The sequence below is a fragment of the Pimelobacter sp. 30-1 genome (assembly GCF_018831735.1).
Classification (GTDB): Bacteria; Actinomycetota; Actinomycetes; order Propionibacteriales; family Nocardioidaceae; genus Nocardioides.
Window position 1 is genome coordinate 40,988 of the sequence record NZ_NHTS01000002.1, and the last position, 18,949, is coordinate 59,936.

15 protein-coding genes are annotated in these 18,949 nt (G+C 73.3%); 9 read left to right on the forward strand and 6 right to left on the reverse strand.

Going from position 1 to position 18,949, the window contains the following annotated elements:
• Positions 1–32 precede the first annotated feature (32 nt).
• Complete coding sequence (locus CCO04_RS04640) at positions 33–1,850, forward strand: acyl-CoA dehydrogenase (RefSeq protein ID WP_308281126.1); 1,818 nt, start codon at positions 33–35, stop codon at positions 1,848–1,850.
• A gap of 4 nt (positions 1,851–1,854) precedes the next feature.
• On the opposite strand, the gene CCO04_RS04645 is transcribed toward CCO04_RS04640, so the two are convergent.
• The 4 genes from CCO04_RS04645 to CCO04_RS04660 are packed head-to-tail and all read right to left on the reverse strand — an operon-like array spanning position 1,855 to position 4,327.
• A complete protein-coding gene (locus CCO04_RS04645) occupies positions 1,855–2,826 on the reverse strand; it encodes a glutathione S-transferase C-terminal domain-containing protein (RefSeq protein WP_215812953.1) in 972 nt (323 codons plus the stop codon).
• A gap of 18 nt (positions 2,827–2,844) precedes the next feature.
• Positions 2,845–3,327: a hypothetical protein gene (locus tag CCO04_RS04650; RefSeq protein WP_215812954.1), complete on the reverse strand. Its 483-nt coding sequence runs from the start codon at positions 3,325–3,327 to the stop codon at positions 2,845–2,847.
• Between the two features lie 36 nt (positions 3,328–3,363).
• Complete coding sequence (locus CCO04_RS04655) at positions 3,364–3,846, reverse strand: nuclear transport factor 2 family protein (protein ID WP_215812955.1); 483 nt, start codon at positions 3,844–3,846, stop codon at positions 3,364–3,366.
• A gap of 40 nt (positions 3,847–3,886) precedes the next feature.
• On the reverse strand, positions 3,887–4,327 hold the full coding sequence (locus tag CCO04_RS04660; RefSeq protein ID WP_215812956.1) for a VOC family protein: 441 nt from the start codon (positions 4,325–4,327) through the stop codon (positions 3,887–3,889).
• Between the two features lie 46 nt (positions 4,328–4,373).
• Here CCO04_RS04660 and CCO04_RS04665 point away from each other — a divergent pair, with 46 nt between their 5' ends.
• From CCO04_RS04665 to CCO04_RS04685, 5 genes are all read left to right on the forward strand, one after another.
• Positions 4,374–5,204 (forward strand): MarR family transcriptional regulator, encoded by an 831-nt coding sequence (locus CCO04_RS04665; protein ID WP_215812957.1) that lies wholly within the window; start codon positions 4,374–4,376, stop codon positions 5,202–5,204.
• Positions 5,205–5,308: 104 nt separating this feature from the next.
• The gene (locus CCO04_RS04670) at positions 5,309–5,890 is read left to right on the forward strand and encodes a hypothetical protein (protein WP_215812958.1); all 582 of its coding nucleotides are present in this window, start codon (positions 5,309–5,311) and stop codon (positions 5,888–5,890) included.
• Between the two features lie 136 nt (positions 5,891–6,026).
• A complete protein-coding gene (locus CCO04_RS04675; protein ID WP_215812959.1) occupies positions 6,027–7,517 on the forward strand; it encodes a DUF3375 domain-containing protein in 1,491 nt (496 codons plus the stop codon).
• On the forward strand, positions 7,514–8,245 hold the full coding sequence (locus CCO04_RS04680; protein WP_215812960.1) for a DUF4194 domain-containing protein: 732 nt from the start codon (positions 7,514–7,516) through the stop codon (positions 8,243–8,245). The genes CCO04_RS04675 and CCO04_RS04680 overlap by 4 nt, the downstream gene beginning before the upstream one ends.
• Positions 8,242–11,712, forward strand: a complete 3,471-nt coding sequence (locus CCO04_RS04685) for an ATP-binding protein (RefSeq protein ID WP_215812961.1) — start codon at positions 8,242–8,244, stop codon at positions 11,710–11,712. Before CCO04_RS04680 ends, CCO04_RS04685 begins: the two co-directional genes overlap by 4 nt.
• Here the strand turns inward: CCO04_RS04685 and CCO04_RS04690 are convergent.
• Together CCO04_RS04690 and CCO04_RS04695 are read right to left on the reverse strand one after the other, a co-directional pair.
• A complete protein-coding gene (locus tag CCO04_RS04690; protein ID WP_215812962.1) occupies positions 11,704–11,970 on the reverse strand; it encodes a hypothetical protein in 267 nt (88 codons plus the stop codon). The genes CCO04_RS04685 and CCO04_RS04690 overlap by 9 nt on opposite strands.
• Before the next feature lie 71 nt (positions 11,971–12,041).
• Positions 12,042–13,862, reverse strand: coding sequence for a fibronectin type III domain-containing protein (locus CCO04_RS04695; protein WP_215812963.1), 1,821 nt, complete (start codon positions 13,860–13,862; stop codon positions 12,042–12,044).
• Positions 13,863–14,009: 147 nt separating this feature from the next.
• On the opposite strand from CCO04_RS04695, the gene CCO04_RS04700 reads away from it, so the two are divergent.
• The 3 genes from CCO04_RS04700 (at position 14,010) to CCO04_RS04710 (ending at position 18,907) form a co-directional block, all read left to right on the forward strand.
• Positions 14,010–15,500 carry a CoA-acylating methylmalonate-semialdehyde dehydrogenase gene (locus CCO04_RS04700; RefSeq protein ID WP_215812964.1) on the forward strand — a complete coding sequence of 497 codons (1,491 nt, stop codon included), beginning with the start codon at positions 14,010–14,012 and terminating at the stop codon, positions 15,498–15,500.
• A 10-nt stretch (positions 15,501–15,510) separates the two neighbouring features.
• The gene (locus CCO04_RS04705; protein WP_215812965.1) at positions 15,511–16,863 is read left to right on the forward strand and encodes an aspartate aminotransferase family protein; all 1,353 of its coding nucleotides are present in this window, start codon (positions 15,511–15,513) and stop codon (positions 16,861–16,863) included.
• Positions 16,864–16,981: 118 nt separating this feature from the next.
• Positions 16,982–18,907: a GAF domain-containing protein gene (locus CCO04_RS04710; protein WP_215812966.1), complete on the forward strand. Its 1,926-nt coding sequence runs from the start codon at positions 16,982–16,984 to the stop codon at positions 18,905–18,907.
• The last annotated feature ends 42 nt before the right edge of the window (positions 18,908–18,949 follow it).

An 18,949-nucleotide genomic window follows, 5' to 3' on the forward strand; every position in this document is an offset into this window, starting at 1 on the left:
GACGTCACCAGGATCGGGTACAGACTGGACGGGTGAGCCCCGCCGCCGCTGACCCCGACCTGCTGCTGTCCCGTCGCGACCTCGCCTTCCTGCTCCACGAGTGGCTCGACGTCGGCGCCCTCACCCAGCGCGAGCGGTACGCCGACCACAGCCGCGAGACCTTCGACGCCGTGCTCGACCTGTCCGCCGAGGTCGCCGCGGAGCACTTCGCGCCGCACAACGCGCTCAGCGACGAGCACGAGCCGCAGTTCGACGGCGAGAGCGTCACGATCATCCCCGAGGTCGCGACCGCGCTGAAGGCGTTCGCCGACGCCGGGCTGATCGGCGCCTCGATGGACGCCGAGGCCGGGGGAGTCCAGCTCCCGCGGGTGGTCCAGCAGGCCTGCTTCGCCTGGTTCCAGGCCGCGAACGTGTCGACCTCGGGCTACCCGATGCTCACCATGGCCAACGCCAACCTGCTGCTCGCGCACGCCACCCCCGAGCAGGTCGCCCGGTTCGTCCCGCCCATGCTCGAGGGCCGCTGGTTCGGCACGATGTGCCTCTCCGAGCCCCAGGCCGGGTCGTCCCTCGCCGACGTCGCGACCCGCGCGGTCCGCCAGCCCGACGGATCGTTCCGGCTGTTCGGCAACAAGATGTGGATCTCCGGGGGCGACCACGAGCTCGGCGACAACATCGTCCACCTGGTGCTGGCCCGGGTCGAGGGCGCACCGGCCGGTGTCAAGGGGCTCTCGCTGTTCGCCACCCCCAAGTACGTCGTGGACGCCGCCGGCGAGCGCGGCGAGCGCAATGACGTCACCCTGGCCGGGATCAACCACAAGATGGGCTTCCGCGGCACGGTCAACACGGTCCTCAACTTCGGCGAGGGCACGCACCTGCCCGGGGGTACCTCCGGCGCCGTCGGCGAGCTCGTCGGCGCGGAGGGCCGCGGCCTCGCGGTCATGTTCCACATGATGAACGAGGCCCGGGTCGGCGTCGGTGCGGGCGCGGTCGCCCTCGGGTACACCGGCTACCGTCGCGCCCTCGCCTACGCCCGCGAGCGCGTCCAGGGTCGCCCCCTCGGCGCCAAGGACCCGGCCGCGCCGCCGGTCGCCATCGCCGAGCACGCCGACGTGCGCCGGATGCTCCTCGCCGCCAAGTCCTACGTCGAGGGCGGGCTCGCCCTGGTCCTGCGCGCCGCCCTGCTGCTCGACGACGAGCTCACCCACCCCTCACCCGAGGAGCGGGCCCGTGCGGGCGCGCTGCTCGACGTGCTGACCCCCATCGTCAAGAGCTGGCCCTCGCAGTGGTGCCTGGCCGCCAACGACCTGGCCATCCAGGTCCACGGCGGCTACGGCTACACCCGCGAGTACGGCGTCGAGCAGCTCTACCGCGACAACCGGCTCAACCCCATCCACGAGGGCACCCACGGCATCCAGGCCCTCGACCTGCTCGGGCGCAAGCTCGTGCTGGACGGCGGCGCCGGCCTCCAGCTCCTCGCCGGCACCATCCGGGCGAGCATCGACCGCGCGGTGGCGACCGGCGACGCCGACCTGACGTCGTACGCGGGGCGGGTGGGGGAGGCCGTCGACGGGCTCGTCGCCGCCGTGGCCGCCGCCTGGGCGTCGGGCGACCCGCGGACCGCGCTCGTCAACGCGACCACCGGTCTCGAGGCGGCCGGGCACGTCGTGCTCGCCTGGACCTGGCTCGACCAGCTCGTCGCCGCGCACGGCTCGACCGGGGAGTTCTACGACGGGAAGCGCGCGGCCGGACGCTACTTCCTCACCCACGAGCTCCCGAAGGTCGCGCCGATGCTCGACCTGCTCGCCGGCGGGGACCAGCTGTTCAACGAGGTGGACCCCGCGGTGCTCTGATCGCTCACCAACGGCGCCCCTCACCCCGGCCGTGCGGCGCCAGCCAGCCGGACTCGTCGGGACCCCGCGGCACGATCCGGGTCGGGTTGATGCCGGTGTGCACGACGTAGTAGTGCCGCTTGATCTGGTCGAAGTCGATCGTCCCGCCGAGCTCGGGCGTCTGGAACAGGTCGCGCGCGTAGCCCCACAGCGCCGGCATCTCGGTCAGCTTGTTGCGGTTGCACTTGAAGTGGCCGTGGTAGACGGCGTCGAAGCGCACGAGCGTCGTGAACAGCCGCACGTCGGCCTCGGTGAGGGTGTCGCCCATCAGGAAGCGCCGGTCGGTGAGCCGTTCCTCGAGCCAGTCCATCGCCGTCCACAGCCGGTCGTAGGCCGCGTCGTAGTCCTCCTGGGAGCCGGCGAACCCGCAGCGGTAGACGCCGTTGTTGACCTCGGTGAAGACCCGCTGCATGACCTCCTCCATCTCGTCGCGCACGTCGTCGGGCCACAGGTCCGGGGCGTCGGGACGGTGGTGGTCGCGCCACTCGAAGAAGAGGTCGTGGGTGATCCACGGGAAGTCGTTGGTGACCACGGCCCTGGTCGGCACGTCGACGATCGCCGGGACGGTGATCCCGCGCGGGTAGTCGGGGAACCGGGCGAAGTAGGCCTCCTGGAGGCGCTCGTAGCCCAGCACCGGGTCGATCCCGCCGGGGTCGAGGTCGAAGGTCCAGCTGCGCGGGTCGTGGGTGGGCCCGGTCAGGCCCAGCGAGATCACGTCCTCGAGGCCGAGGAGCCGGCGCACGATGATCGCCCGGTTGGCCCAGGGGCACGCGGCGGCCGCGACGAGCCGGTAGCGGCCCGGCTCGGCGGGCCAGGTGGGGACGGCGAGCTGCTGGTCGTCGTACTTGTCCTGGGAGAGGCCGGGCTCCCGGGTGATCCGGTCCGGGATGTAGTTCATGTCCCGGTCGAAGGCCTTGCTCTTCGCGGCGTCCGCCATCGTCGTCGCCCCGCCCGCTCAGAACGGGAGCGCGTCGTGCGCGCTCTCGGCCGCCGCGCCGACCTTGGTCGCCGCCCGCTTGCCGGCCCGCCGGGCGCCGTTGAAGAAGCCCTGCAGGCCCAGCGTCGCCCCCGCGCCCACCAGCCAGACGTCCTTCGCGATCGGTACGCCCGCCTCGGTCGGCCGGATGCTCCCTTCCTTGCGCAGCCCCGGGACGCGCGCGTAGAGCCCCAGCATCCCGGCGCCGAACGCCGTGAGCGCAGCACCCGCCAGCGCCGAGGGCACCTTGGGCGTCAGCAGGGCGCTACCCAGCGCGATCTCGCCGACGGCGAGCATCTTGGTGAACTGGGTGGCGTCCATGTTCGTGAACTGGGGGTACGCCGTGCTGGCGAAGCCGTGGAGCTGCTGCGCCGTGGTGGCGTCCGCGCCCAGCTTGGTCAGGCCGGAGTTGAGGATGAAGGCGCCCGTGGCAGCCCGCAGGGGTGCGTGCGTCAGGTTCATGGCTTCACCCTAGGTCGGCGGTCCGACCCAACCCGCTCAGTGCTGCAGCGAGGGGTCCCACCGGTTGGCGATGAGCTTGAAGCTCGGGGTGTCGTCGAGCGAGGTCATCGCCTCGTAGATCCGCTCGTACTGCGTCGACGCGATCCGCCAGGCACCGTCGGCGTCGCGCCGGTAGGTGTCGACGTAGTACCCGCCGCCCCGGATCTGCACCTTGAAGTCCGGCACGATCACCGTGTCCTCGAAGGCCCACGAGCCGGTCGCGGTGTCGCCGTCGACGTCGATCTCGGGGTGGTTCGCGATGTGGATCGTGATGATCCCCGGGCCGAGGTTGTTCTGCATGAAGTCGACGACATCCGCCCGGTTGTCGTAGTGCAGCGGCTTGTCCATCGCCTGGGTGCCGTAGCGGGCCGAGACATCCTCGGCCAGGCAGTCGGCGAACTCGTCCCAGACCTTCAGGTCGAGGGTGCGGAAGTAGCGGTGCTTGAGGCGCTTGATCTCTTCGATCGCGACGAGGTCCATGCCGAGAGAGTAGAACGTGTTCTAGATCTTGGCGAGGGGCTCATCCCACCTGCTCGAACAGCGACACCACGATCCCCTCGGGCCCGCGCACGTAGGCCATCCGCACGCTGCCCTCGTACTCGCCGACGCCGGCGACCAGCCCGTACCCGTCGGCGGCCACCGCGTCGAGGGCCGCCTGGAGGTCCTCGACCTCGAACGAGACGTTGCGCAGGCCCACCTCGTTGGCCATCGCGTACGGCGACCCGGGCACGTGGTCGGGCGTGACGAAGCGGGCGAGCTCGAGCCGGGAGCCGTCGCCGGGCGGGCGGAGCATGACGATCTCGCAGTGCGCCCCGGGAATGCCGCAGACGGTGTCGATGAACTCGCCCTGCACGGAGCCGGTGCCCTCGACCTCGAGGCCCAGCCCGACGAAGAAGGCGGTGGCCGCGTCGAGGTCGGCAACGGTGATTCCGACGTGGTCGAAGCGTCTTACATGTGTCATGGAACCAACTCTCCGCCACCGAGGCACCGAGCGCCAGGAGTCCCCGATGTCCCACGCCGTCCCCGTCGCCCGCCGCATGTACGACCTCGTCGAGCCGATCCCGATGGTCAACTTCACCGCCGACGAGCCCAACGAGGCGATGGCGGAGCTCGGCTTCCGCAACTACTGGGACGGCTACTTCGCGGGCCGCTCCGCGCCGCTGGGGCGGGCGCCGGCGGAGGTGGTGCACGCGGCGTTCTACAACTTCGGCGCGGGCGAGGTGGCCCGGCACCTCCCGAAGGTGTGGGAGACGACCACGCCCGAGGCCGCCCACGCCGCGCGCCAGCGCGGTTGCGTGGCCGCCCTGCGGCGCATCCTCGGCGACCTTGTCGAGACGCCGGGCCTCGCGCGGGCCGCCGACGTGCTCACGCAGGCCGCGGTCAGCGCCCCGACCGACGGCCGGGTCATGTACGCCGGCCTGCGCGCCCTCCCCGTCCCCGACGAGCCGCTGGCCCGGCTCTGGCACGCGGCCAACATGCTGCGCGAGCACCGCGGCGACGGCCACATCGCCGCGCTGGTCGCCGAGCGGATCGGCGGGATCGCCGCGCACGTCCTCAGCGCCCTCGACCTGGGCATCCACCCGGCGGAGTCGTTCGGCCGGATCCACCACCTGCCCGCGGGCGAGCTGGCCGCGGTGCTGGCCGACCTGCGCGAGCGCGGGCTGCTCGACGCCGGGGGCCGCTTCACTCCGGCCGGGCGCGCCACCAAGGACCGGATCGAGGCGCTGACGGACGCGCTGGCCGAGGCGCCGTACGAGGGGCTGGCGGCGGGGGAGCTCGAGGAGCTGGTCGCGGCGCTGGAGCCGATCGCGGCCCGGCTCACCGCGAGCGCGGGCTAGCGTGTGCCCGTGCGACGACTGGCCCTGGGTACGGCGAGAGCGGCGAAGGCCGCGACGAGCCCCGAGGGTCTGCGAGTGCCTGCGGCTACGACGAGAAGACCCTGATGCCCGCGATGGAGGCGGCGGTTCCGGCGTCGGCCACCGCCCGGGTCCAGGTCGGCATGTCCGGCCATGGCCGGACGATGGACTTCGACGCCGTGCTCGCGTACGAGCCGGACGGTGCCTCGATGGAGATGACGTCGCGGACCCCGGGTGAGGAGTTCTCGATGATCGTCGTCGACGACCGGTACTTCATCGCGGAGCCGGACGCGGACGCGGGCTACCGGGAGGTCTCCGGCGACGACCCCCTCGCCGTCCAGCTTCGCAGCCAGTTCGCCAGCGCCGACCTGACCACCACGTTCGCCGCGTGGCGCGCCGGTCTCGAGAAGGTCGAGGTGGTCGGCGAGGAGGAGATCGACGGCCGGCCGACGTGCCACTACCGGCTGAAGGTCGACATGGCTGAAGCCGGCGCGGCCCGCGGCGACGACCTGCCCGCGGGCGGACCGCCGACCGTCGACTACGAGCTGTTCCTCCAGCGCGACGACCTCATGCGGCGGGTGCGGTTCGACGTGCTGGGAGCCGTGGCCGAGATGAACGCGACCCGCTGGAACGAGCCCGTGTCGATCGAGGTGCCGGCCGGGCACTGACCGGCCGGGTCCGGCTCGATTCAGCCTCGCTCGCCCCCTCTGACATGCTTGACCGTCCGTCCGAGCCCAGCGCACCCCGCGCGCGGGCGCGACGGCGACGAGCACGACCGCAAGCAGCAGGACGACCGGGGGGCAGATGAGCGAGATCGCCGGGGAGCTGGCGAGGGTCAAGGGTGCCTTCGCGCAGCCCACGTTGACCCTGCTCCACCAGCGTCAGGCGCCGGTCGTGATCACGATCTTCCGGGAGTCGTTCGGCCGCAACAACAAGCCGATCCCGACCGCGCGGCTGCACACGCAGGTCGAGGAGCACCTCGCCGAGATCCGCAAGGCGGGGGAGACTGACCTGCCCAGCGGTACCGGGCGTGACATCTGCCAGCGGTGGATGCGGGGGCAGTGGCTGGTGCGCTCGCTCGACGAGCAGGGCAACGAGGTCTACTCGCTGACGTCGTACGCGCAGCAGGCGCTCGAGCTGGTCAAGAACCTCGCGCGGGACCGGGCGACGCTGAGCGAGCACCGGATCACCACGATCCTGAGCACGGTGCGCCGGTTCAACTCCGAGGCGAACCCCGATCGGGGCGCCCGGGTCACCCTCCTCAACGACGAGATCGCGCGGCTCAAGGCCGAGCGCGACCGCCTGGTCGACGGGGCCGAGCTGGTCAGTGCGACCGAGGACTACATGTCCGAGGGGTTCACCGAGCTGCTGTCGCTGATCTCGGCGCTGCCGAGCGACTTCGCACGGGTGGAGGAGCGGTTCGCGACGATCCGGGGCGAGATCCTGGCCGCGTTCCGGGCCGAGGACCGGCCGGCGGGCGACGTGATCGACGACTACCTGGCGCGGGCCGACGCGCTGATGACGGCCACCCACGAGGGGCGGGCGTTCGAGGGGGCGTTCGCGCTGCTGCGCGACGACGGCCTGGTCACCCAGCTGCGCGAGGACCTCGGGGCGCTGCTGGAGCACCCGCTCTCCGACGGGATCCTCGGCGACGCCGACCGGGCCGAGCTACGGGGGACCGTCAAGCTGGTCCGCGACGGTCTCGACCGGGTGCTGGCCCAGCGCAGCCGGGTGACGGCGACGCTCAAGGAGTACATCGTCTCCCACGACGCCGCCCGCGACCGCGAGCTGGAGCAGACGCTGCGCCAGGTCGAGTCGGCCCTCATGACCTGGATGGGTACGACGGGCCCCCGCGCCGCCCACGACGTCTCCCTGCTGCCCGACCGGGCGAGCGTCGACCACCTGCGCGAGCGCTTCTACGACCCCGCGGATGACGTCCTGCCCGACCCGATCACCGCGGCCGACCCGGCCGACGCCCCGTCACTGTCGCTGACCGAGCTGATGGCGCAGGGCGGTCCCCAGCTGGGCTCGCTGCGCCAGCGCCTGGACGACGCGCTGCGCGACCTGCTGCCGGCCGGCTCGCTGGGCGAGCTGTTCGACACCCTGGAGCCGTCGCTGCGCCGGCCGGTCGAGATCTTCGGCCTGCTGCACCTCGCGGCCGACCAGGAGTGGGAGACCGAGGACGGCGTCGAGGCGTTCGCCGCCGTCCGTCCCGACGGCACGCGCCGCACCTTCGCCGTGCCGCGCACGCCGCTGCCCGACCCCGATCTCTCCCGAGAGGAGTCCCGCCGATGAGCGTCGACCTGGACCAGCCCGACGAGCTCGACGTGGTCGCCAACGACTTCGACGACCTCGACGAGGTCGCCGACGAGCGCTCGGTGTCGCTGTTCGAGGGCGACGAGGGCGGTCTGGAGTACGCCCAGCGCCACGCCCTGGTCACGCTCCTCAAGCAGCGGTTCATCAGCGCGCGCACCCACCCGCGCGACTGGCAGGTGCTGGTCGAGCACGAGCGGGTCATCCGCTCGCGGCTCAACGACCTCTTCCTCGACCTCCAGGTCGACCCGGCGCGCGAGGTCGCCTGGAAGCGCCAGGCGTTCTCGGAGACCGGCGGCCGGTTCCCGACGCTGCTCCACGACACGGCGTGGTCGCGTGAGGAGACGCTGGTGCTGGTGCACCTGCGCGACCGGCTGCGCGCGGGGCTGGCCGGCGGGGACGCGCGGGTCTACATCGACCGCGAGGACATCGTCGACTACGTCGCGAGCTTCCGGCCCACCCACGCCACCGACGAGGCGGGCGACGAGAAGCGCGCCCGCAACGCGGTCGTGAGCATCGTCAAGGCGGGCCTGCTCATCGGTTCGGCCGCCGAGGACCGCTACGAGATCAGCGAGGCCGTCGAGCCGCTGCTGCCGCTGGAGCTGCTCCACGAGCTGCTCGACGCGCTGCAGAGGGCCAACGGCACCGAGCCGGCCGACGAGGCCGAGGCGGCCGAGCCGGCCGACCTGTTCGAGGAGGACGGCGAGTGAGCATCGACGAGATCGAGGACGTCGAGGGCGGCCTGTTCGAGCGCGAGGTCGTCGCGACCCCGGCCGATGACACGGTCCAGTGGCGCGCGTCCCTGCTCCAGCTCGTCAACTGGGGCGGCTTCAGCGGCCTCACGACCGTCCCGCTGCGCGGTGACGCGACGATGATCTCCGGTGCCTCCGGCGTCGGCAAGAGCACCATCCTCGACGCCTACACGGCGCTGATGATGCCCTCGGACACCAAGTTCAACGGCGCCTCCAACGACGCCGTCGCGGGCCGCGCGCGCAGCGCCGGCCAGCGCAACCTGCTGTCCTACCTGCGCGGCGCGGTCGACGTCATCGACAACCCCAAGACCGGCCGCCCCGAGGAGAAGCTCCTGCGCGGCAAGGGCACCGACACCTGGGGCGCGGTCGCGATGACGTTCGTCAACGACCAGGGCGGCCGGTTCACGGCCCTGCGCACCTACTACGTGCCGCGCCGCGCGTCGCGCTCCGGCGAGGTGCAGATGCAGCTCGCCACCCACGAGGGACCGCTCTCGCTCGAGACGCTCGAGGTCGCCGTCCCCGAGCGCTTCCACGCCAACACGCTCAAGAAGCTCTACCCGGGCATCCGCGTGCACCGCACGTACGCCGAGTTCACCGCCGTCCTGCACGCCCGGCTGGGCATCGGCGCCAACGGCGACGGCTCCAAGGCGCTGCGCCTGCTCGCGCGCATCCAGGCCGGCAACCAGGTCCGCAGCGTCGACGAGCTCTACAAGGACATGGTCCTGGAGCGGCCCTCGACCTATGCCGCCGCGGACCGGGCGATCGAGCACTTCGACGACCTCGACGCGTCGTACGCCGCGATGCGCACCGAGGAGCAGAAGCTCGAGCTGCTCGAGCCGATCACCGACCTGCAGGAGCGCAAGGTCGCCGCGACCGCGCGGCTGTCCGAGCTCGACTCCTACGGCGTCACGCTGTCCGGCGACACCCCGCTGCGGCTGTGGCTGCTCAAGACCCACCTGCGCCTCATCGAGTCCGCTGTCACCGGCAACCGCGACGCCCGGCAGGGCACCGTCGAGGGCCTGACCGCGACGCGCTCGGCCGAGACCACGCTGGCCGGTGACCTGGAGGCGGCCAAGGAGGCCCACCGCGCCGCCGGTGGCGGCGACCTCCAGGCGCTCGCCGCGCAGGCCGAGCACGAGCGGGTGATCCGCGAGGAGCGCGCCAACCGGCTCTCCGAGCTCGAGGAGCGGGTCTACCCGCTCGTCGGGCTCACCGACGCCGACGCGCCCGACCTGGAGTCCGCGATGGACTCGGCGTCCGCCTTCGCCGAGCTGCAGCTCCTGGCCCGCAAGCGGCTCTCGGCCGGCGAGGCCGAGCAGGCGACGCTGCGCGCCGAGCGCGACCGGGTCCGTGACGGCCTGGTCCCGCTCAAGAACGAGCAGTCCGTGCTCCAGCGCGAGCGCACCTCGCTCGAGAACCGCGCGGGCCGGGTGCCGTCGTACCTGCACGACCTGCGGGGCGCCGTCGCCCAGGCCAGCGGCCTGCGCGTCGACGAGCTGCCGTTCGTCGCCGAGCTGATCGACCTCGCGCCCGAGGAGGCGCGCTGGCGCACCGCGATCGAGACCGTCCTGGGCGGCACCGCCCGGATGATGCTCGTCCCGCTCGACCGGCTCGACGAGTTCTCCGCAGCCATCGACGACCTGCGGCTGCCGGCCCGGCTGACCTTCCAGGGTGTCGAGCTCGACCTGCCCGATACCGGCCCGGCCGACCCCGAGCGGGTCGCGGGCAAGCTGCTGTTCAAGGAGTCGCCCTTCTCGGGCTGGGTCCAGCAGCACGTCGAGGCCCCCTCCCGCAACGCCTACTGCGTCGAGAGCGCCGCCGAGCTCGACGGCCCCGGCTTCCGGGTGACCGCCGCCGGCCAGACCCGCAACGGGCGCCGCGGCGCCCACGGGCGCAACGACCAGCGCAACATCATCGGCTTCTCCAACGAGGACGCGATCGCCGAGATCGACGGCCAGCTCGACGAGCTGGAGCGCCGGATGGAGCAGGTCGACGCCCAGCTCGCCGACCTCGACCGGCGCGGCCGGCTGCTGGAGCAGCAGCGCAAGGCGTACGACGCGATCGCCATGGTCCGCTTCGACGACGTCGACGTGGCGGGCAGCGACCGCCGTATCTCCGAGCTGGAGCAGCGGCGGACCGACATCCTCACCTCCGACGACCAGCTCCAGGTGCTGCAGCAGCAGATCGACGAGCTGGTGCACCGCCTCGACGACACCCGCCAGGAGCGGTTCGCCCTGGAGCAGCGCCAGCGCGAGCTCAACGGCGCGCACAGCGAGCTCGTCGACTCCGAGGACCTGGTCAAGGACCGCCTCGAGGCGATGGAGGCCGGCGGCTCGGTCCGGCTCTCCGAGGAGCAGGAGGCCGCCCTGGCCGCGGACTTCGCCGCTGCCGCGGCTCCCGCGGACCCCGAGGACCTCGACCGGTTCGCCGACAACTCCCACCGTCTGGGCGAGCGGCTGCGCACGGCCGTGGCCGACGCGGACGCCGAGATCCGGCGCTGCGACGACGACCTGGCGCTCATCTTCAAGCACTACAAGTTCCAGTGGGACTCGCCGAACCTCGGCGCCACCGCGGACTCCTACGCCGACTACGCGCGGATCCTCGACGAGATCCGCGGCACCGGCCTGGCCGACCGCCGCGCCGAGTGGCGCCGCCGGCTCACCGAGTGGAGCGGGCAGGACCTGGTGCCGCTGGTCGGCGCCATGTCGTCCTCGGTCGAGGAGATCGAGGACCGGCTCGAGCCGATCAACGCCATCCTGCGGCGCCTGGAGTTCGGCGCCGAGGCCGACCGGCTCCGCATCCGGCTGCGCCGGCTCGCGCCGGCGCACGTGCAGGTCTTCATGAAGGACCTGCGCGCGCTGTCCTCGGGCGCCACCGCCGAGCTCGACGAGGCCGGGCTCGAGAAGCGCTTCACCGAGCTGAGCCGGTTCATGCAGCAGCTGCGCAAGCCGTCCCAGTCCGGCGAGGGCCCGACGCTGACCACCGACCGCGACCGGCTGCTCGACGTACGCCGGCACGTGGAGATCAGCGCCGAGCGCTACGACCACCTCACCGGCGAGCTACGCGCGACGTACCGCACGCTGGGGGAGAAGTCCGGTGGCGAGAGCCAGGAGCTCGTCGCCTTCATCGTGGGCTCCGCGCTGCGCTTCCGGCTCGGCGACGAGATGCGCTCGCGGCCGCGGTTCGCGCCGGTCTTCCTCGACGAGGGCTTCGTCAAGGCGGACTCGGAGTTCGCCGGGCGCGCCGTGCAGGCCTGGAAGGGCCTGGGCTTCCAGCTCATCATCGGTGTCCCGCTCGACAAGGTGACCGGCCTGGAGCCGCACATGGACGACCTGCTCGCGATCACCAAGAACGCGCGCTCGCACCAGTCCTGGATCACCCCGATCAGCGACGTGGTCGCCGAGGGAGCCGACGCCTCAGCGTGAGGTGGTCGTGGTCGTCGTCGAGGTGGTCCACGAGGTCGACCACGAGGTCGACCACGACGTGCTCGTGACCGTGGTGACCCGGCGGGCGGGCTCGTCGTCGTCCTTGCCGGACGACGCCGCGGCGACCAGTCCGACGATCCCGGCGACGACGACGGCCACGGCGGCGACCGCGAGCAGGGCAGGCAGCCGCGAGGGAGCCGGCGGCGGCGGGGGCTCGGTCTCGTCGGTCGGCTCGTAGGAGACCCAGCGCTCGGGCATGGCCCGAGGCTAGGTGCCGCGGGCGACGGCCAGGTGGCCGTGGCCGCAACAGCACCCGTCGAACGCCGGGATCAGCCGTCGAGCACGGTCACCGTCGCGGTCCGGGTCTGGCCGCCGAGGTCCACCGTGAACGTCACCACCTCGTCGTCGCTGTCGGCGTCCGGGAGGGCGAGGACGGTGATGGTGGCCGAGGTCTGCCCGGCCGGGATGGTGACGGTCGGGCTCGCTGGCGCCGCGGCGTCCGGGTCCGAGGAGGTCACCACGACCACCGTGTCGGCTGCCGCGGGACGGTCGAGCGAGACTGCCAGCAGCGCCGTCCCACCCTCGTCGACCAGCACCGACGCCGGTGTCAGCGCGAGGTCGTAGAGCGGTCCGGTCGCGACGTCGACCGACGCCGGGCGTCCGCTGCCGCCGGCGTAGCGCCCCACCACCCGGTAGGTGTACGACGTCGCGGCCGCCGCCGTCGGGTCGCTGAAGGTCGTCGCGGCGGTGGTCCCGACCTCGGTGAAGGTCGTCCCGTCGCTGCTCCGCAGCACCTGGTACGACGTCACCGCCGCATTGCCCGGAGCGGTCCACCCCACCGTCACCGTGTACGACGCCCCCGCCCGCGCCGCGTCCGCCGTCAGGTCGCCCACCGGCGCGGGCACCGGCCCGACCACCGCGGTCCACGGCCCGCACCCGTGCCCGTTGCACGCCCGCACCCGGAAGCCGTCGTCGAGCGCGGCCGCGCCCACGTCGAGGTCCGTCGCGGGTGCGGTGACCTGCTGCTCGGGGAGCGCGCCCTGCTGGACGAGGTAGTGCGCGACCGGGTCACCGCCGTCGCCCGCGGGTGCGGTCCAGGTGAGCCGGTAGGTCGCGGCCTCCGGGTCCCAGCCGAGCCCGGGGTCGCGCGGGGCGCCCGGTGCGCCGACCGGGAGGGTGGGGGAGGCGAGCGTCGGAGCGCCGTACCCGAGGCGGGCGTTGCTCGCCCGGGCGCTGACCCGGAACCGGTAGGACGTGCCGTTGGCCAGGCCGGTGGCCGTGTAGGTGGGCGCGGTGGTCAGCGCGAGCTCGGTCCAGGTGCCGCCGTCGTCGGTGCTCGCCTCGACCTTGTAGCCGGTCGCCGCGGGGATGCCGTTGGCGACGGCGGGCTCGGTCCAGGTCAGGGTCGCGGTGGCGTCGCCGGGGGAGGCGACCAGGTCGGTGACGGGATTCGGCGCGGTGAGCACGCGGTAGGGACCGGCGCCGCTGCCCGGGCCGTAGCCGGCCGCGTTGTGCGCGCGGACCCGGACCCAGTAGCGGGTGCCGGGGGTCAGCCCCGTGACGAGCACGGGGGCGGCCGCGGTGGCGGCGGCCGCGTGGTCCACGGCGGTGGCCCAGGTCGCGCCGTCGGTGCCGATCTCGACGCGGTAGTGGTCGATCGGCCCGCCGTTGGTCACGGGCGGCGCCTGCCAGTAGACGCCGAGCGCCGCGCGGTAGCCGTCGGCCTCCGGGGTCAGCACCGGGCCGGGCGTCCCGCGCGGCACGGCGGTCGCCTCGGCGCTCCACCGACCCCACCCGGACGCGCTGTGCGCCCGCACCCGGATGCCGTAGCGCGTGCCGTTGCGGAGCCCGGCCACGGTCCAGGCGCGGGTCGCCCCGGACACCTTGCGCACCGGGGACCAGGCGCCGGAGGGTGCGGTGCGCCGCTGCACGGCGTACCGGTCGATCCGGCTGCCGCCCTTGCGCGCGGGCGCCGTCCAGGTCACCCGGACCGCGCCGTCCGCGGGCGCCGCGCCCACGGCCCGGGGTGGCGACGGGCGGCCCGCCGCGACCACCGCACCGGCCGCACCGGTCGAGACGACGGAGCCGGCCGCCACCAGCAGCAGCGCGGTCGTGAGCGCGGCCGTGAGCCGCCGGGCGAGCATCCCCATGGTCGTACCCCCTGGGGGCCGACGCTAGGACCCGGACGCCCGGTCCGCGGGGGGTTCGGGGAAGCCTTTACCCACGCCCGGGCCTCCGTTTGTCACAGGTCAATAGACCCTTTGCGGGGGTCACTGCTGACACATATCGTCGGACCCATGAGCGAACGCGTCTCCCACTGGATCGACGGCCAGGTCGTCACCGGCACCTCGGGCCGTACGGCGCCCGTGCACAACCCGGCCACCGGCGCCGTCACCGCCGAGGTCGACCTGGCCTCCACGAGCGAGGTCTCCGCGGCGGTCGCCCGCGCGGGTGCCGCCGCCGCGGCCTGGCGCGGGTCGTCGCTCTCGCAGCGCGCGGCGGTCCTGTTCGCCTTCCGCGAGCTGCTCCACGAGCGCTCCGACGAGCTGGCCCGGATCATCACCGCCGAGCACGGCAAGGTCCACGCCGACGCCCTCGGCGAGATCGCGCGCGGCCTCGAGAACGTCGAGTTCGCGACCGGCGTGCCCCAGCTGCTCAAGGGCGGCTACTCCGAGCAGGCCGCGTCGGGTGTCGACGTCTACGACATCCGCCAGCCGCTCGGCGTCGTCGCCGGCATCACGCCCTTCAACTTCCCGGCCATGGTGCCGCTGTGGATGTGCGCCAACGCGATCGCCTGCGGCAACGCCTTCGTGCTCAAGCCCAGCGAGAAGGACCCGAGCGCCGCGCTCTGGATCGCCCGGCTGTGGCAGGAGGCGGGGCTGCCCGACGGCGTCTTCACCGTCGTCCAGGGCGACAAGGAGGCGGTCGACGCGCTGCTGACCCACCCCGACGTCGCGGCGGTGAGCTTCGTCGGCTCGACGCCCATCGCCAAGTACATCTACGAGACCGGCACCGCCCACGGCAAGCGCGTCCAGGCCCTCGGCGGCGCCAAGAACCACGCGCTCGTGCTGCCCGACGCCGACCTCGACGTCGCCGCCGACGCCATCGTCTCGGCCGCCTACGGCGCCGCGGGCGAGCGCTGCATGGCGCTGTCCGTCGCGGTCGCGGTCGGCGACATCGCGGACCCGCTGGTCGACGCGATCGCGCTGCGGCTGCCCAAGCTCGTCGTCGGCGACGGTGCCGCCGAGGGCACCGACATGGGCCCGCTCATCACCCGCGAGCACCGCGACAAGGTCGCGGGCTACGTCGACGCGGGCGAGGCGGAGGGGGCCACCGTCGTGGTCGACGGCCGCACGGCCGACGTCCCGGCCGAGGGCTTCTTCCTCGGCACCACGCTGCTCGACAACGTCACGCCCGAGATGACCGTCTACACCGACGAGATCTTCGGCCCCGTGCTCGGCGTGGTCCGCGTGGACACCTACGACGAGGGCCTGGCGCTCATCAACGCCAACCGCTACGCCAACGGCACCGCGATCTTCACCCGCGACGGCGGCGCCGCGCGCCGCTTCCAGTACGACGTCCAGGTCGGCATGGTCGGCATCAACGTGCCGATCCCGGTCCCGGTCGCCTACTACTCGTTCGGCGGCTGGAAGGACTCGCTCTTCGGCGACACCCACATGTACGGCCCCGAGGGCATCAGCTTCTACACCCGCGGCAAGGTCATCACCTCGCGCTGGCCCGACCCGGCCACGTCGAGCGTCGACCTCGGCTTCCCGCGGACCCGCTGAGGAGGCGACCATGGAGCTCGACTACGACGCCGCCACCATCCGGCGCCTCGACAAGGACCACGTCTTCCACTCCTGGTCGGCCCAGGCCCAGATCAGCCCGCTGCCGATCGCCGGCGCCGAGGGCTCGTACTTCTGGGACGCCGACGGCACGCGCTACCTCGACTTCTCCTCGCAGCTGGTCAACGTCAACATCGGCCACCAGCACCCGGCGATCGTCGCCGCGATCCAGGAGCAGGCGGGCCGGCTGAGCACGCTCGCGCCGGGCTTCGCCAACGACGTGCGCGCCGAGGCCGCCCGGCTCATCGCCGAGGTCGCCCCGGGCGACCTCGACAAGGTGTTCTTCGCCAACGGCGGCGCCGAGGCCAACGAGAACGCCATCCGGATGGCGCGCCTGCACACCGGACGGCACAAGGTGCTGGCTGCCTACCGCAGCTACCACGGCGCCACCGCCGGCGCGATCGCGCTGACCGGCGACCCGCGCCGCTGGGCCTCCGAGCCGGGCATGTCCGGTGTCGTGCGCTACTGGGGTCCCTACCTCTACCGCTCGGCGTTCCACGCCACCACCGAGGCCGAGGAGTGCGAACGCGCGCTGAGCCACCTGCGCGACCTGGTCGCGGTCGAGGGGCCCCAGACGATCGCGGCGATCATCCTCGAGACCGTCGTCGGCACCAACGGCATCCTGGTCCCGCCCGAGGGCTACCTCGCCGGCGTCCGCGCCCTGTGCGACGAGTACGGCATCGTGCTGGTCGCCGACGAGGTGATGGCCGGGTTCGCCCGCTGCGGCGAGTGGTTCGCCGTCGACCGCTGGGGTGTCACGCCCGACCTGATCACCTTCGCCAAGGGCGTCAACTCCGGCTACGTGCCGCTCGGCGGCGTGGTCATCTCCGCGGAGATCGCGGCGACCTTCGCCGACCGCCCGTTCCCCGGCGGCCTCACCTACTCCGGTCACCCGCTGGCCTGCGCGTCGGCGGTGGCCAGCATCAACGTGATGCGCGAGGAGAAGGTCGTCGAGAACGCCCGGCGCCTCGGCGACGAGGTGCTCGGACCCGAGCTGCGGGCCCTGGCCGAGCGGCACCCGAGCGTGGGGGAGGTGCGCGGCCTCGGCGCCTTCTGGGCGCTCGAGCTCGTCCGCGACCGTACGACGCGCGAGCCGCTCGTGCCGTTCAACGCCTCCGGTCCGGCGGCCGCCCCGATGGCCGAGCTCGCCGCGGCGTGCAAGGCCGAGGGCCTGTGGCCGTTCGTCCACTTCAACCGCACCCACGTCGTCCCGCCGTGCACGATCAGCGACGACGACGCGCGGGCCGGGATCGCGATCCTGGACCGGGCGCTCGACGTGGCCGACCGCTACTGCACGGGGAGCTGATCGGTCCCACCTGACGGCGCGGGAGTCCGGCCCGCTTGCCCGCCGCGGCTACTGTCGCACCACACCCCCTGAACGAGCTCACCGTCGGTAGCAGACCTGCGGAGCCCAGGACGGATGTGTGGATCGCGTGACCCAGTGGTCGGTGCTCGTGCCCGATGAGACCGAGGCGGACCGGGCGGACAAGGCTCCGACCGAGCGCCTCCTGGAGGTGCTGCTCGCCGGCGGCGCCCGCGGCGACCTCGCCGCACCGCTCGAGGCGGCCGCCGGCGCCGGCACGGGTGGGGACGTGGACTCGCTGCGCCGCCAGCACGCCCTGGCGCTGCGGATCCACGACGAGATGGCCGACCACCGGCGCCGGCAGGCCGAGCTGTCGGCGCTCAACGAGACCGCCCGCGACCTCAACGAGATCCGCGACCTCGACAAGATCCTCACCGTCATCGTCAGCCGGGCCCGGACGCTGCTCGGCGCGGACATGAGCTACCTGTCGCTCATGGACGAGGCGCGGGGCGTGTCCTACGTCAAGGTCACCGACGGCTCACTGACCCCCGACTTCAAGAAGCTGCGCCTGCCCCTGGGCACCGGCCTCCTGGGGCTCGTCGCCCAGGAGGGCGAGCCCTACTTCACCGAGGACTACCGCACCGACGCCCGCTTCTTCCACCGCCGCTACATCGACGACGCGGTCGACGGCGAGCAGGTGCGCGCGATCCTCGGCGTCCCCCTCAAGGTCGGGGGCAAGGTCATCGGCGCGCTGCTGGCGACCCACCGCCGGGTACGCCGGTTCCCGGCGAGCGAGGTCGCGCTGCTCAGCGCCTTCGCCGCCCACGCCGCGATCGCCCTGGAGAACGCCCGGCTCTTCGACGAGGTCCGCTCCGCGCTCGACGCGGTCGACGCGGCCAATGCCCGGCTCCGCGCCCAGAACGAGGCGGTCGAGCGCGCCGCGCGGGCCCAGGACGAGCTGATCGCGGTGCTCGCCGACAGCCGCGACGTCGCCGACGTCGCCGCGGTGCTGTCCCCGGCGCTGGGCGGGGTGCTCGGCATCTACGACGAGGACGAGCAGCTGCTCGCGGGCAGCCCGTCGGTGATGACGCCCGAGGTACGCGCGCGGGTCGCCGCCGCGCCCGGCATCGGCCGCTGCGTCCTGGTGGGCCAGCGGACGTGGGCGGTGCGCGCCGTCGCGGCCGAGCAGCACCTCGGCACGCTCGTGCTCGCCCACGACCGGCCGCTGAGCCCCGGCGAGCAGCGCACCCTCGAGCGGGGCGCGCTGGCCACGGCCCTGGTGCTGCTCTTCCGCCAGGTCGACCTGGAGGCCGAGCGCAAGGTCCGCGGCGAGCTGCTCACCGACATGCTGGCCCGCGGGAACCTCGACCCGGCCCGGCTGCGCGAGGTCGCCCGGCTCCAGGGCGTCGACCTCGACACCGGGCTGGCCGTCGCGGTCGCCCGTCCGGCCGACCCGCAGCTCTCGCAGAGCCAGGCCGTGCGCGGGGTGGCAGCACTGGCGGCCGACCTCGAGGGGCTCGGTGCCGTGCACCAGGACGCCCTCGTCGTGCTCGCGTCCCTGCCGCCGGCCGAGCTGGGGGAACAGGTGGCGCGCCGGTTCCCGGGCGCCACCGTCGGGGTGGCCCCGTGTCCCGGTGGCGCGGCCGGGGTCTGGGACGCCTGGCGCGACGCCTCCGAGACGCTGCGCGCCCTGCTCGCGCTCGGCCGCAGCGGCGAGGTGTGCGACGCGGCCGGGCTCGGCCTCGCGCGCCTGCTCCTGGGCCACAACGGACGCGCCGAGCTCGACGGCTTCACCCGCAGCACCCTCGGCCCGCTGCTCGCCTACGACGAGCGTCGCGGCACCGACCTCCTCGCGACGCTGACGGCCTGGTTCGCCGCCGAGGGCTCGGTGCGCGAGACGGCCGACCGGATGCACGTCCACCCCAACACCGTCGCCCAACGGCTCGACCGGATCGGCCGGGTGCTCGGCCCCGCGTGGCGCGCACCGGGGCGCCGCCTGGACCTCCAGGTCGCCGTCCTGCTCCACCAGCTCGGCACCCAGGTGTAACCACACACAGATGGCCCCGAAGTGTGGGCCGATCCCCATATG

What these genes read in the sequence shown, in the direction of transcription:
- CCO04_RS04645 (WP_215812953.1), bottom strand. Translation starts at nt 2,826, where the DNA reads ATGGCGGACGCCGCGAAGAGCAAGGCCTTCGACCGGGACATGAACTAC.
- CCO04_RS04650 (WP_215812954.1), bottom strand. Translation starts at nt 3,327, where the DNA reads ATGAACCTGACGCACGCACCCCTGCGGGCTGCCACGGGCGCCTTCATC.
- CCO04_RS04655 (WP_215812955.1), bottom strand. Translation starts at nt 3,846, where the DNA reads ATGGACCTCGTCGCGATCGAAGAGATCAAGCGCCTCAAGCACCGCTAC.
- CCO04_RS04660 (WP_215812956.1), bottom strand. Translation starts at nt 4,327, where the DNA reads ATGACACATGTAAGACGCTTCGACCACGTCGGAATCACCGTTGCCGAC.
- CCO04_RS04665 (WP_215812957.1), top strand. Translation starts at nt 4,374, where the DNA reads ATGTCCCACGCCGTCCCCGTCGCCCGCCGCATGTACGACCTCGTCGAG.
- CCO04_RS04670 (WP_215812958.1), top strand. Translation starts at nt 5,309, where the DNA reads ATGCCCGCGATGGAGGCGGCGGTTCCGGCGTCGGCCACCGCCCGGGTC.
- CCO04_RS04675 (WP_215812959.1), top strand. Translation starts at nt 6,027, where the DNA reads ATGAGCGAGATCGCCGGGGAGCTGGCGAGGGTCAAGGGTGCCTTCGCG.
- CCO04_RS04680 (WP_215812960.1), top strand. Translation starts at nt 7,514, where the DNA reads ATGAGCGTCGACCTGGACCAGCCCGACGAGCTCGACGTGGTCGCCAAC.
- CCO04_RS04690 (WP_215812962.1), bottom strand. Translation starts at nt 11,970, where the DNA reads ATGCCCGAGCGCTGGGTCTCCTACGAGCCGACCGACGAGACCGAGCCC.
- CCO04_RS04695 (WP_215812963.1), bottom strand. Translation starts at nt 13,862, where the DNA reads ATGGGGATGCTCGCCCGGCGGCTCACGGCCGCGCTCACGACCGCGCTG.
- CCO04_RS04700 (WP_215812964.1), top strand. Translation starts at nt 14,010, where the DNA reads ATGAGCGAACGCGTCTCCCACTGGATCGACGGCCAGGTCGTCACCGGC.
- CCO04_RS04705 (WP_215812965.1), top strand. Translation starts at nt 15,511, where the DNA reads ATGGAGCTCGACTACGACGCCGCCACCATCCGGCGCCTCGACAAGGAC.